Source organism: Parapedobacter defluvii (assembly GCF_014642075.1).
Classification (GTDB): domain Bacteria; phylum Bacteroidota; class Bacteroidia; order Sphingobacteriales; family Sphingobacteriaceae; genus Parapedobacter; species Parapedobacter defluvii.
On the sequence record NZ_BMIK01000007.1, the window covers coordinates 180,419 to 194,009 of the forward strand.

General features: G+C 49.7%; 13 protein-coding genes. 6 read left to right on the top strand and 7 right to left on the bottom strand.

Annotated features, from left to right (window positions below):
- The first annotated feature begins 3 nt into the window (after nucleotides 1-3).
- Nucleotides 4-2,694, top strand: coding sequence for a DNA ligase D (ligD, locus tag IEX60_RS12205; RefSeq protein WP_188750993.1), 2,691 nt, complete (start codon nucleotides 4-6; stop codon nucleotides 2,692-2,694).
- Here ligD and IEX60_RS12210 read toward each other — a convergent pair.
- Together IEX60_RS12210 and IEX60_RS12215 are read right to left on the bottom strand one after the other, a co-directional pair.
- Nucleotides 2,691-3,005, bottom strand: coding sequence for an MmcQ/YjbR family DNA-binding protein (locus IEX60_RS12210; protein WP_188750996.1), 315 nt, complete (start codon nucleotides 3,003-3,005; stop codon nucleotides 2,691-2,693). The genes ligD and IEX60_RS12210 overlap by 4 nt on opposite strands.
- Before the next feature lie 24 nt (nucleotides 3,006-3,029).
- Nucleotides 3,030-3,488, bottom strand: a complete 459-nt coding sequence (locus IEX60_RS12215) for a VOC family protein (RefSeq protein WP_188750998.1) — start codon at nucleotides 3,486-3,488, stop codon at nucleotides 3,030-3,032.
- A gap of 273 nt (nucleotides 3,489-3,761) precedes the next feature.
- On the opposite strand from IEX60_RS12215, the gene IEX60_RS12220 reads away from it, so the two are divergent.
- Together IEX60_RS12220 and IEX60_RS12225 are read left to right on the top strand one after the other, a co-directional pair.
- Entirely contained in the window at nucleotides 3,762-6,080 is a 2,319-nt protein-coding gene (locus IEX60_RS12220) for a hypothetical protein (RefSeq protein ID WP_188751000.1), read from the top strand.
- A gap of 109 nt (nucleotides 6,081-6,189) precedes the next feature.
- Nucleotides 6,190-6,762 (top strand): phosphatase PAP2 family protein, encoded by a 573-nt coding sequence (locus IEX60_RS12225; protein WP_188751002.1) that lies wholly within the window; start codon nucleotides 6,190-6,192, stop codon nucleotides 6,760-6,762.
- Between the two features lie 26 nt (nucleotides 6,763-6,788).
- On the opposite strand, the gene IEX60_RS12230 is transcribed toward IEX60_RS12225, so the two are convergent.
- Nucleotides 6,789-7,964 (bottom strand): amidohydrolase family protein, encoded by a 1,176-nt coding sequence (locus IEX60_RS12230; protein ID WP_188751004.1) that lies wholly within the window; start codon nucleotides 7,962-7,964, stop codon nucleotides 6,789-6,791.
- Between the two features lie 136 nt (nucleotides 7,965-8,100).
- Here IEX60_RS12230 and rlmN point away from each other — a divergent pair, with 136 nt between their 5' ends.
- Nucleotides 8,101-9,165 carry a dual-specificity RNA methyltransferase RlmN gene (rlmN, locus tag IEX60_RS12235; protein WP_188751006.1) on the top strand — a complete coding sequence of 355 codons (1,065 nt, stop codon included), beginning with the start codon at nucleotides 8,101-8,103 and terminating at the stop codon, nucleotides 9,163-9,165.
- 13 nt (nucleotides 9,166-9,178) lie between these two features.
- On the top strand, nucleotides 9,179-9,844 hold the full coding sequence (locus tag IEX60_RS12240; protein ID WP_188751008.1) for a ComF family protein: 666 nt from the start codon (nucleotides 9,179-9,181) through the stop codon (nucleotides 9,842-9,844).
- Here IEX60_RS12240 and IEX60_RS12245 read toward each other — a convergent pair.
- Together IEX60_RS12245 and gcvH are read right to left on the bottom strand one after the other, a co-directional pair.
- The gene (locus tag IEX60_RS12245; protein ID WP_188751010.1) at nucleotides 9,791-10,345 is read right to left on the bottom strand and encodes a VanZ family protein; all 555 of its coding nucleotides are present in this window, start codon (nucleotides 10,343-10,345) and stop codon (nucleotides 9,791-9,793) included. The two genes, IEX60_RS12240 and IEX60_RS12245, sit on opposite strands and share 54 nt — an antisense overlap.
- 60 nt (nucleotides 10,346-10,405) lie before the next feature.
- Nucleotides 10,406-10,786, bottom strand: coding sequence for a glycine cleavage system protein GcvH (gcvH, locus tag IEX60_RS12250; protein ID WP_188751012.1), 381 nt, complete (start codon nucleotides 10,784-10,786; stop codon nucleotides 10,406-10,408).
- A gap of 71 nt (nucleotides 10,787-10,857) precedes the next feature.
- Between gcvH and IEX60_RS12255 the strand changes: the two genes are divergently transcribed.
- Nucleotides 10,858-12,060 carry an anhydro-N-acetylmuramic acid kinase gene (locus IEX60_RS12255; protein ID WP_188751015.1) on the top strand — a complete coding sequence of 401 codons (1,203 nt, stop codon included), beginning with the start codon at nucleotides 10,858-10,860 and terminating at the stop codon, nucleotides 12,058-12,060.
- A 19-nt stretch (nucleotides 12,061-12,079) separates the two neighbouring features.
- Here the strand turns inward: IEX60_RS12255 and IEX60_RS12260 are convergent, their stop codons facing one another.
- Together IEX60_RS12260 and IEX60_RS12265 are read right to left on the bottom strand one after the other, a co-directional pair.
- Nucleotides 12,080-12,748: a DUF2461 domain-containing protein gene (locus IEX60_RS12260; protein ID WP_188751019.1), complete on the bottom strand. Its 669-nt coding sequence runs from the start codon at nucleotides 12,746-12,748 to the stop codon at nucleotides 12,080-12,082.
- Nucleotides 12,749-12,767: 19 nt separating this feature from the next.
- Nucleotides 12,768-13,589, bottom strand: coding sequence for a phosphatidate cytidylyltransferase (locus IEX60_RS12265; protein WP_188751020.1), 822 nt, complete (start codon nucleotides 13,587-13,589; stop codon nucleotides 12,768-12,770).
- Nucleotides 13,590-13,591 lie beyond the last annotated feature (2 nt).

The following is a 13,591-nucleotide window of genomic DNA, read 5'->3' on the forward strand; positions in this document are numbered from 1 at the left end:
GCTATGACGCTCGATCAGTACCGGAAAAAAAGAGACTTCAAAAAGACCAGCGAACCGAAAGCGGGCAAGAGTCCTAACAAGAAGCTGCTCACGTTTGTGGTGCAGAAGCACGATGCTTCGCGGCTGCACTACGATTTCCGCCTGGAAATGGGCGGCGTGCTGAAAAGCTGGGCGGTACCCAAAGGTCCGTCCACCGACCCGCAAACCAAACGGCTGGCGATGAAAGTGGAGGATCATCCGATGGATTACCGGTTATTTGAGGGTATCATCCCCAAAGGCGAGTACGGGGGTGGTACCGTCATTGTATGGGACGAAGGCACGTACGAGCCGATCGAGCCCCTGAAAACCAAGAAAGCACAGGAAAAACACCTGTTGGAACAGCTCAACCAAGGGTCGCTGAAAATCCGGCTGCATGGCCAGAAACTGCAGGGGGAGTATGCCCTGGTCAAAACATCCGGCATGGGGGAAAATGGCTGGCTGCTGATCAAACATAAAGATGAGTTTGCCAGCAAATCCGATGTCACCAAAAAAGACAAATCGGTGCTTTCAGGAAAAACCATCGCGGCCGTGGAAAAAAGCAGTGACAAGGTATGGCGTAACGGCCGCGAAGCGGATGCCAAGAAGGCCAAAGCCCCCGGGAAAGCCGTTCGGAAAGCGCCCAAGGAGGCCGACGAGCACCTCGCGGAGGAAGTGGACGAAAGCACCGAACCTCAAAAATTGGATGTCGAAGCCCTGCTGAAAAATGCCCCGAAGTCCCCCGCTCCGGATAAAATCAAACCCATGAAGGCTACGCTCATTGACGAGCCTTTTGACGATCCGGATTGGGTATACGAGGTGAAATGGGACGGTTACCGCGCCGTTGCCCGGGTGAGCAAGACCGATGTAAAACTGGCTTCCCGCAACAGCATTCCGTTTGATAAATATTATCCGCTCATAGACCTGCTGAAAACATGGCGTATCAACGCCGTGATTGACGGCGAAATAGTGGTACTGAACGACAAAGGGCTGTCCGATTTCAGTGCGTTGCAGAACTGGCGGAGTGAGGCAGACGGAAATCTCGTCTACTACGTTTTTGATGTCCTGTGGTACGAAGGGAAAAACCTGATGGATTTACCGCTTACCGAGCGGCAGGCCATCCTGCAGGATATCCTGCCGACGGACGACAAGCGCATCCGCCTGAGCAAGGTATTCGCCGCACGGGGCATTGAGTTTTTCGATGCCGCCGAACAGGTAGGACTGGAAGGGATCATGGCCAAAAAAGCCGACAGCAGGTATACTTCCGATCTCCGGTCAAAAGAATGGTTGAAGATAAAGGTGCAACGTCGGCAGGAAGTGGTGATTGCGGGCTTCACCCGGAATGCGGGTACTTCCAAAGCATTCAGTGCACTTGTGTTGGGCGTGTATGAGGGTAAAAACCTACGCTATGCGGGCAAAGTAGGAACCGGCTTTTCAGACAAACAGCAACAGGACATGATGAAACGGTTCAAACCGTTGATCACCCCCAAAAGCCCCTTTGACACCGTACCCGATGTGAATAAGCCCTCCCGCTTCCGTCCACAGCGCCTTGGCGCAAAACCCACCTGGCTGAAACCGGAATTGGTCTGCGAGGTCAATTATGCCGAAGTGACCAGCGAGGGGGTATTCCGCCAGGCTTCCTTTAAAGGCATGCGGGAAGATAAAGACGCCGATGAGGTGGTACTGGAAAAGCCCGCTGATACCGAAAGCACGGTGGCGGAAGCAGAAAACAAAGCTCCCAAAGATCGGCGTACCCTACTGAATCCGCGTGAGGAAACGCAGGTGCGCAAGATAAATGGCAAGGAGCTGAAATTTACGCACCTAAGCAAGGTATACTGGCCGGGCGAGGGCATCACCAAACGGGATCTATTCAACTATTATTACCGCGTGGCTGAATACATCCTTCCATACCTGAAAGACCGCCCCCTATCGCTGAACCGCTTTCCAAACGGCATCAAAGGGCCCAGCTTCTATCAGAAGGATATTAAGGGAAAAGCTCCGGAATGGATCACGAAGACCTATCCCTATGTAACCGGCGAGGGTGAACATAAGGAATACCTGGTAGGCGACGACGAAGCCACCCTGCTGTGGATGGCTTCGCTGGCCTGTATCGAGATGAATCCCTGGTTCAGCCGTGTCCAGTCTCCCGATAATCCCGACTATTGTGTGATCGATCTTGACCCGGATAAAAACACCTTTGAGCAGGTGATCCAGGCTGCGCAGGAAGTCAAAAAGGTGCTGGATGGCCTGGACGTGCCCGGATATCCGAAGACATCGGGTTCCACAGGTATTCACATCTATATTCCGTTAGGTGCAAAATACACCTACGACCAATCACAGCTTTTTGCCAGGGTAATCGTTAACCTCGTGCATGAACAGTTGCCGAATTTCACCACCCTGGAGCGGAAGGTGAGCAGCCGGAACGGGAAAATGTACCTTGATTTCCTCCAGAACAGACCGGGGGCTACCATCGCCGGGCCGTATTCGCTGCGCCCGAAACCGGGGGCTACGGTGTCCATGCCCTTGACATGGGAGGAAGTAAAGCCCGGCCTAAAGATGAGCAACTTTACCATTCACAATGCCCACGACCGCCTGAAAGAAACCGGCGACCTGTTTAAGGGTGTGCTCGGAAAAGGTATCGACTTAAAAAAGACGATTCAGAAAGCACAATCTAGCTAACGTCGTACATCGTTGTAGGCAGAAATCAGTGCTTCCAGGACCAGCTCTTTGCCAACCCCGTTCAAATTGAATGTAGTTGCTCCCTTTTCACCCCATTTATTGGGAACCGGGTAAATATGAACGGTATCCATCGCACAGAACAGGGCCTGCTCGCCCGGGGTAAGGAAAATATTGGCGGTGTTGTCACTCGCCAGATAGGTGGCAAACATGCGTTTTCCGGTTACACGGAAACCCACCCGGTCAAAATGCGGCCTTTGCTCCGTCCCCGGAAAAGACAGCGCCATTTCGGCAAATGTATTCCCATTGATCATGCTCTGTACGTGCCGCCTTTTTGACTAATAGTCGTCATTGATTTCGATCCAATAGCCATCCGGATCCTGAAGGTAAATCTGCTTGACGCCATCTATCCGGAGGGTTACCTGCTGCTTTTCTCCCTGCCAATTGTTATACGGAATTCCGTAACGGTCAAGGCGGGCGATGAAATCCGTAACGGAAGGAACGCTGAAACACAGGTGTGTCGCCATGTCATGAGCAACGATCTCAGCTGCCCCCTCAATCAAATGCAAATGGCTATTGGGCCCAATTTCCAACCAGGTATGCTTGCCGTCGTGGAAAGGTTCCGGTACGGTATCCAACTGTAGCACATCGCGGTAAAACACCGTGCTTTTTTCAAGATTATAGACTGAAAAGGCCATGTGATTCAGTTTCGATTTCTTTTCCTGGGCCGATGCCGGTGCCGATAGCACCGCAACAACTGCACAGATAAACAAGAGAGTCAGCGTGATATTCTTCATAAAGCAAACTTAGTTATATTTAGGTTCCAATCGAAACTAATTCTTTGTGAGTTATTTACCGCCCACTAAAATACCGATTTATAGGTATTGCTTTCAAGCTCGCTATCGGCTATTTTTACATTGAATTTAATGTATTTGTCTTGACAGTTAAACATTTGTTGGTTTGCGAGACCCTAACCGGGTAATTCCCACTGGTCGGTGGAAACACCGGCCAGTTTTAGTTAACCTTTCGCCCATAAAACCAGGCCATGGTCCCCATATGAAATCCTGACGATGAAAAAGAAAACACTCTATGGTTTTTTATTGAGATTGTACAATACCATCAAACTCAACCTCTTCTACGTGCTGCTGTCGTTATTGGTGCCCGTAATTCTGTGGAAAGTACAGGTTGGCCGGGACATCGTAGTGAGTCTAGCGGAGTCTTCGCAGCACAGCTACCTCAACACTCCATTGTTGATCGCTTCATTTTCATTGTTAGCCCTGAGCAATTGGGCCATTCCAGTGCTGGCAATCGATATCTGGCGTGCCCTCACCCGGCGTCGCGTGAACTCCCAATCGTTATACAGCGGTCTCATCTCGTTGTACAACGGCGATTCGGTGGAAGGCAAGCGACAATTTCCCATACGGTATTTCGCGAGTCTCCCTTGGGTAATCTTTCTGTATGTAACGGTTACCTCCTTTTTTCCCGGGAAAACCTTCGTCGGAATAGGTGTTCTTGTCTTATTGGTAGCCGGAATCTTCCTGCTTGACTGGCAATATCGGAGAAAGCGGGTGCCACGTGTTTTTCAACAATTATGGGACAATGCCGCCGACGGAAATACTGCGGCAGCCCGTAAAAAAGCCCTCCGGTATGTCGCCTTCATGACCCTGTTTTTCTTGCTTTTCCTCGCGTTAATCGGTGGCATCGGATATGGGCTGCGTTCCAGCCGGACGGGAGTGATCCTACTGATTGTTAGTGCCCACTTTGTCAGTATCCTGGCCAACTACGCTTATATGAAATTTGCAGAAAACGTCGATATAAAAAACAGGGAGGTGTCGTACTTCGTCAGTAAGTACATCCATATCTGCTCGTTATCGTGTACACTGCTGCTGGCGATCTTTCTTCAATTCTGCAACGGCAGCAAGTGGCCCGTCGAAATTGGCTTTTTCTCCCCTATTTTCATTTTAATTACGGCCATCTCCCTCTTTCTTTTTTTAACGGATGTTCTGATTACCGCCCAGTTGAACATCACCTGGGTATATAACGGGCTGTCATCGGGACAACCCGTATGGGCATGGTATAATCCCATGATCCGGTTGTTTGCATTGGGATTCTTGTTTTTATTTTTCTTTAATTCAGTCAATTCGCACCGGATCCGTAAACAGATCGCCCCACCCGATCGGGTATTTACGGCAGACATGAGGCCTTCGCTCACAGCCTATTTTGACCGATGGGTGCAAGACCGTGTGACAGGTGATCGTGATACACTCAATGTATACCTCATCTCCGGGCAAGGAGGCGGATCGCGCGCTGCCGTCTGGTTTTTTATGGCTATGAACTACCTGGATAGCTTGAAAAGCACTCCATCCAGCCGATTTTCGGAACACGTGTTTTCAATCTCCACGGTTTCCGGCTCTACATCGGGTGCCGCCATGTACCTGGCCGATCGCTACCTAAATGTATCCCCGCAGCCGATGTCGGTGGTTCCCCGCATGAAAACGCTGTACGCCCGGAATTACCTGAGCAGCTCATTTTGGGGCGCATTGATTGGCGATGGTTTCGAAGGGATCAAATACGAAGCAGTCGGCAGGTTATCGGATCGCCGCGCGTTTCCCAAAGACCGGAACTACTATTTCCAACAGGAAGAAATACAGGGATACACGGAAGCAACACCTTCACTGCACCGGAAAGAAATCGATGGCTTTTTCAAAACCGACTATCTGAAACCTTACGTGCTGACCGCAGATACGGGTCAATCCCGATCGGCCACGGATCCGATCACATTCCATACCGCATTACCCCTTTTCTTCATCAACAGTGCCATTGTAGAAACAGGGCAACGGGGTGTCTTCGCTCCGGTGGATTTAGCAAGCTTCAGCCTCGGCACCGATCTATATGCGTCGTTTAAGCGATACAACCCCCATTACAATATCCCATTAATAGCCTGTGTAAACCAAAGTCAGGCGTTCCCCATCATCAATGCCTACAACTACCTGGATGGCGCCGGCAGGCTGATCGATGGCGGAATCTACGAGAATTCCGGTACCGCTACCACGCTGGAAATCTACGAAACCTTGAGGCGCCATCTCGCCGCGAAACCCGATGCCCCTTACCGCGTCAGGTTTGTCTGCATCAACCTAGTAAATACCAATATGGATGCGGTACGGGATGACGTTCGCTTCCGTCCGGCCTCAGTGCTCAATACGCTCACCGCGGCGTTTCAAAGTCCTTTTGGCGGACATGAACAGTTTAGCTATCGGAATATCTTAAGGAGGGTTATCGCCCCTGACACCGCGTACTCATTTCCGTTGGATAAACCGGTGCCGCTCACCCGGATGCTCCAATCTGCGGCAATCGATACCATGTATGTATCCCTGCGCGCGATGAAGTAACCGCCTCCCCGGCTATTCCCATGGATCGGATCGGTAAAATTGTCAACTTACAAAAGTTTGGTTACCTTCGCAAAGTCGGGCAGTTCATCGCTTTATCAATGGTATACACTTGAAAACAACGATCGCAAAACTGATTTCTACGGTAGGTCATCCCTTTTTGACCGTTCCGGTATTTGTCATTTTCTTATTATTCAGCATCGAATCTCCCCGACAAGCCGCCTATCTTTCGCTGCTGATTATCGGTGGTATTTTTGTTCCGATCGGAATCAGAACCCTTTGGGGCGTACGAAAAGGGACCTATACCAACCTGGATGTTTCAGATCAGGGCCAACGGCAGAAGTGGTTTATTGCCACGACCCTGTTATTGCTCGTAGTTACCGTAATTATTTGGCTAACCAACCAGGATAGGACGCTCCGGCTGGCGGTAACGTGTGCATTGGTGTTGTTAGTTACGGCACAGGTGGTCAATACGCGCGTGAAAGCTTCCATGCACCTTGCGTTCCATGTCTTTCTCGGCTTTTTGATTCTTCATTTCAATGTGATTGCCGGAATCGTTTTCCTGATGTTTGCTCCGTTACTGGCTTGGTCTAGAATCCATCTCAAACGCCATGTATGGAAAGAAATCATTGTCGGTGTGATTCTAGGTGCCGTTTTGGGAACCACCTTTTGGCTGGTGAATTAACCGAACCGATTTCCCGTCTTTTGCGGCTATACCAAACGGATGACTTCGGTATCAGCAGTAACACGAAGCCCATCGGTAGACGTAAGCAGGTTAAGTCCCGGCGTTTTCCCCGTCTCTAGCGACCCGTATTTTTCCGCGATCTCAAGAAACTGTGCCCCATTAATAGTGGCCCATTTGATGGTTTCATCAAAGGGAATCTCCGGAAAATATTTGTGTATCGTTTTCAGTTCGGCCAATATGCATAGCCGGTCGTTGGAAGCGAGACTGTCCGTACCCAGTGTGATTTTATGACGGTACGTGACAAAATTTTTCATTTTCGGAAGCACCCCTTCGATGTAAAGATTCGCATTGGGACAAAAACACCAGAAGACATTCCGCTCCTGGCGTTCGATGAAGAAAATATCTTTGGAGGAAGTATATGTGTTATGCACCAACAGGACCGGCGTGTCTCGCGATAGATAAGACATAACGGTTTGCAGGGAGTTCCGTGCCTGCGCTTTAAAGCCGGAAATGTCTTTGCCGATTGCCCGATAAAAGTCTAAAAATTGCCCGGTCTTGTACCGAAATAATCGGTTTTCTTCCTCACTTTCCTGGTTATGCACACTGAGCGGCATGTTGGATATAACCGCGTCTTCGTTGAGTAACCGGAATAATTCTTTCGATACGGAATAAGGCGCATGTGCCGTAATGGAAGCGGCATCTTTCTGAAAAAGACAGGCAATCGCCCGCGCCTCCATCAGCTTTTGAGAAGCCACCTCCGGCTCAAATCCAAGTACTTCCACAAACGTATGGTAATACATTTTACTACGGGCTTTTACCGAGGCCGAAATACCTGTATTCGCATGGTCGCCCACTGCTACGATGCCATTTTCATAAAGTTCCTGATCAGCCGCCTCCATGGCTTGCTGAATCCGTTCCTCGTCAGCATTGCGCATCGCAATCACCTGTTGGAGAAACGACACCAACCCGGTATGCTGCGGGATGACGCCTGCCATGTGAGAAAGTTCCAGGTGACAATGCGTATTGACAAACCCGGGTACGATAATGCCTTTTTTCCGGTTGATCTGCTGACCTGAGAGGTTGGGATGGTCGGGTGGGTAAATCCCCTCAATTATGCCGTTATTCCCGATCTCAACAACACCGTTCTTAATTGCATTGCTGGTAACCGGCACAATATAATCCGCAGAAAAAAAAGTGTTCATAGCATGCTAGGTTTTTTGATATGTATCGCGTCCTTCAGGATAGGTTTAATTTGAAAAATAAACGACTACAAATATGTATTTTTTTTGGTGTTTAACCAAAAGTTTAACAAAATAGAAAAAGCCGTATCTTTGTACCGTGGTTGACAGTAAATCCAAAATCGATATCCGCAAGCTGACGCTTGAGCAACTTCGCAGCCAGTTGGCTTCCCTGGGAGAGCAGGCGTTCCGGGCCAAGCAGATCCATGAATGGCTTTGGAAGAAGTCGTGTACCGATTTTGACCACATGAGCAACCTCAGCAAACCCCTGCGTGATCTGCTGAAACAAACTTTCGTTATCAATGCGGCCAGTATACGCCAGGCCCAGTACAGTGCGGATCGAACGATCAAAAGCAGTTTTGTGCTCTATGATGGCAACATTGTCGAAGGCGTATTGATTCCGGCACCCGACCGCATGACGGCCTGTGTGAGCTCACAGGTAGGATGTAGTCTTACCTGTAAGTTTTGTGCAACGGGTTACATGGACCGGAAGCGCAATCTCAATGCTGACGAAATTTACGATCAGGTCGTACTCATCGGCAAACAGGCTCAGGAGCATTATGGACAGCCGCTCACCAACATCGTTTATATGGGAATGGGGGAACCACTGCTCAATTATGCCAACGTACTGGCATCCGTACAGCGCATCACTGCCGCCGACGGGTTGAATATGGCGGCAAAACGAATTACGGTATCCACCGCCGGAATCGCCAAAATGATCAAAAAACTGGGAGATGACCAGGTTCGGTTCAACCTCGCGCTGTCCCTGCATGCAGCCAATGACCAAAAGCGCAATGAAATCATGCCCATTAATGAACAGAATTCATTGGGGGCGTTGGCAGAAGCGTTGAAATATTATTACGCAAAGACCAAGAATCCCGTTACCTACGAATACATTGTATTTAACGGATTCAACGACGATCCTGCCGATGCCCGGGAACTGGCTGCCTTTTGTAAGCATCTTCCCTGCAAGGTCAACATCATTGAATATAATCCGATTGCCTTTGCCGATTTTGAAAATGCTCCGGAAGACAAAATAGACCGCTTTGCCGCCTTACTACGTCAGAAGGGCATCGTTACCAATATCCGGCGAAGCCGGGGAAAGGACATTGATGCCGCTTGCGGCCAATTGGCCATCAAGGAAACGGCAAGCCCAGCGGTTTAAAAACACACCTACGATGATCAACCGTTACCTAACAGACCTGGCCGCTCTCTTTTTCCCAAAAACCTGTGCGGGGTGTGACACGCCATTGGTGTATGGCGAAAAACTCATCTGCACATCCTGTTGGTATCACCTACCTGTTATCCCTGCACACGACCAAACCGCCAACCTACACACCATACAGACTGCCTCGTTTTTCTATTTAATGGATTCTTCCCGCATACAGCGGATTATTTACCAGCTGAAATACAATAACCGACCCGAAATCGGCACCTTATTGGGTGAAAAGTATGGATCTCTGCTGCGGGAAAGGACACCCTTTCAGGAAGCCGATGTGATTGTACCTGTACCTTTGCACCCCACGAAACTCCGCAAGCGGGGATATAACCAAAGCGCATTTTTTGCCGAGGGGCTCTCCCACTCCATGCAAAAGCCCACAGCGATGCAGTGTCTGGTACGGCATCGCGCTACCGAAAGCCAAACCAAAAAAAGTCGTTACGAGCGGTACGAAAATATGGAAACCGCATTTCGGCTAGCCAAAGCAGAAGCCATTGCCGGAAAACACGTGCTGTTAGTAGACGATGTATTGACCACGGGAGCTACCCTGGAGGCATGTTCCACGGTACTCCTAACCGCCGGGGCGATCCAGGTAAACGCCGTTACCATCGCCAAAGCGTTGTGATAGGAATGGATGGGTAGCAGTTGATTCGTGCCGATGGACAGGCGGACATTTGCAACCCTTCCGGAACACACCACAACTCGATAAACTGACCGCGATTGCTGCTCCTACCGTTAAAGGAACAGCGCTAGCCCTTATGCGATACGAATTATGCAACAAAAGGTAAGCAAATACCCCCATTCCGGTACCCACGACATCGGCAAACAGATCCCAGGCTTCGGCAGAACGGTACGTAAATATTTTCCACTGCAAAAACTCGGTAAACAGAGCAAACAGAAATGAAAAAACGATAACCCGGATGGAAATTCCCCAAGACGGCCTCGATGTGCCCGCTTTCCGGATGGCGCCGTAATAGAGAAGTACTGTAAACACGAAAAAGAAACCGCAATGTACCAGCTTATCAATTCCCGCAAACTTAGGGATACTTTCGGTGCTCTCCGACGGAATGCTGCACAGGACCAACACAACCACTGCCCACAATATCGCCCAGCTGTAATGCTTCATATTTTCTATTTTGACCGCTATCCAGCCATTTTAATGCCAAAAGTACAGCAACAGCGGCAATTAGGCCGACACCTGCGCCTCGTAATCGGCGGCAGCGAGTAGCCCATCCACATCGGCAGGATTGTTCAGCTTCACACGCACCAACCATCCCTCGCCATACGGATCTTGATTAACCAGTTCAGGCGAGCTGTCTATCTTTTCGTTGACAGATAGCACGGTAGCCGATACAGGCATAAAAAGATCCGATACCGTTTTCACCGCTTCTACGGTGCCGAATACCTGGTCCTGAGCCACTTCCTCGCCGATTGTATTGACATCAATAAATACGATATCCCCAAGTTCACGTTGTGCAAAATCGGTAATACCAACAATGGCTTCATCGCCTTCTACACGAATCCATTCGTGATCTTTCGTGTATTTCAAATCTGTGGGAAACGTCATGGAGTAGTAACTAAAATTTCTCAAAAATAGAATTATATCACGAAACTGCAAAATGCCTACCTTTATTCCCAATGAACCCTTGGATAGAAAAATTATATGCAATCGCTGGCCGAAAACAGCGGGTCATCGTTGGCCTCATGTCAGGCACTTCGCTCGATGGATTGGATATCGCCCTTTGCCACATTACCGGAGAGGGCCTTCATACCGAACTATCCGTTACACACTTCGATACCAAACCCTATACCGATGAATTCCGCAGCCGCATTCGCGAAATCTTTGCCAAACGGACGGTTGACCAGCAAGTCCTCAGCGGACTGCACGCATGGGTTGGACAGGTACATGGCACATTTGTAAACGAAATGTTGCAGGAATGGGGTAAGTCCCCGGGCGAAATCGATCTCATAGCCAGTCATGGACAGACGGTTTTTCACGCCCCTCAGTCACTTACAGGAAACACCGATTATCCAAACAGCACGCTGCAGATCGGCGATGGCGATCAGTTGGCCGTGACTACCGGAATCATCACCGTATCCGATTTCAGGCAAAAGCACATCGCAGCGGGCGGAGAGGGTGCCCCCCTCGCAGCGTATGGCGATTACCTGCTGTTTACAGCTAAAACCGAAACACGTATTTTACTCAATATCGGCGGCATTGCCAATTTCACCTTCCTTCCCGCCGCCGCCTCCCGAAAGCCTTGTTTTGCGACAGACGTGGGACCCGGGAATACCCTGATGAATCAATACATGCAAATGCGAATGGGTAGGGAAATGGATGAGGACGGCCGCTTAGCCGCTGCCGGGACCGTCTGCCCCCCTTTACTTAAAGCGCTGCTCAGTCCTGATTTTTTTGCGTTACCTTTTCCGAAAACCACCGGACCCGAATTGTTTAATCTCGACTACCTTTTCGATGCACAAAAAGCTACAGGGACGACCGGATTAACGGAAAGCGATGTGATGGCTACACTGTGTGCTTTTTCGGCCACTGCCATCGTAGACGCCATCCGGCAGACACTGAGCGAAGCGGGTAACTTACTCACGCGGGTCTATGTAAGCGGCGGCGGACTGCATAATCCGGCACTTATGCGTCGGATCAAAACGGGATTGGGTGAGCTGACCGTCTCTCCGTTCAATGAACTGGGACTACTTCCCGATGCAAAGGAAGCAGCGCTCTTTGCATTACTAGCCAATGAAACCCTCGCAGGAAATGCCGCCAATGCGAAAGCCATCGCTAACGCTCCGGCGGTATGCATGGGGAAGATCAGTTTCCCCGAATAGCTGCGACAAGCCGCCGTTTCTACTCGTCTAATGCTTGATGCAGGAACAATTTAAAGGAATACATCCGGCGGAAGGCCTGAAGCACCTTTTCCAACCCATCGGGGCCAGCCAATTCGTTGTCATCAAAGGATTCGGATGCCGTAAAGCTTTTCAATTTAATCCATTCGATGTAAGGATTATCCGCATCGTATCCGGCCGGTGGCCGTTTCAGCTTATCCTGGACATCCAACCGGCAATTTTTTTTAAAGGAAGCTTCCTCCAGGATGGCCGACAACTGGGCCCCGTTATAATCAATTTCCTGCCGGATTGCCGCCAAATGGTCTTTTTCCGGCCGCCAATAACCGCCCGCAGCAAAGCTGTTACCTGGTTGGATATGAAGATAATATTCCGGACCGTTCAGTTTACGACCGGCGGTGGATATACCGGCGCCGAGCCAGGTCTTATAGGGTGCTTTATCCTTGCTGAACCGTGTATCCCGATAAATCCGGAAAAGGCATTTCGATGTCGGAATATCTGCCGAAATATAGCGGTCGGTCTCAGCAAGTCCGTTAATAACGGCCTGGGTAAAATCTTTCATGTTTTGCCAAGCATGCTCATAAGCTTCCCGGTGCTGCTGGAACCACTCCCGGTTATTATTTTTCCCGATTGCTGTAAGAAAGTCAAAAGTGTCAGAATGTATGAACTGCATAAATGGATAATAAACGAAATTAGTTAACGGTTTGTAGCGATAGCAGCAACTTGAGCCATACGAATACCACAGGAGCAGCTAACAGCAATCCATCAAAACGGTCGAGCAGGCCCCCATGTCCCGGCAATATGGACCCCGAATCTTTCACCTGCCGGCTCCGCTTGAGCATAGACTCCACCAGGTCGCCAAAAGTGCCGAACGCCGAAATAAGCAGGGCCATACCCACCCACTGCCAAACGCTTATCACCGGATAGTAAAGCGCCAATACCGACGATACCACCAACGCAAGCAGGATACCTCCAATGAGCCCTTCCCATGTTTTTTTGGGAGAAATGCGCTCAAAAAGGCGCCGTCTGCCGAAGAACCTGCCCATAAGATAGGCGCCTGTGTCGTTTCCCCAAAGGATCAGCATAAACCCCAGGGGTAAGCGGTAGTTATAAGCGCCGGTCAAAAAACCCAACGAAAGAAACGATACAAAGGGTAAAACAATATATATAACTCCCAAAAACGTGTAAGCGATACCCGTAAACGGATTATCCTGATCTTTCTGGTAAAGCGGAACGATCCATACTAGCGCAGCCAACGGAATAACCAGCAACAGGCAATTTGGAGAAAGATCGCCTAGTTGATATCCCCCATACACTCCGAATGCAAGCACACCGAACAATAACCCCAATAAAGCGTTCGGTTTACCGTTGGCATCTCCCACAATCCGATAAAATTCATAGAGGCAACACGCATTCAGCACCAGGAAAAAGCCGGTAAATAGATAGGCATTGAATACGATCGAAGCAAGCACCACGATAACAAAGAAAAGGCCGGTAATTGCACGTGTTCTCATGA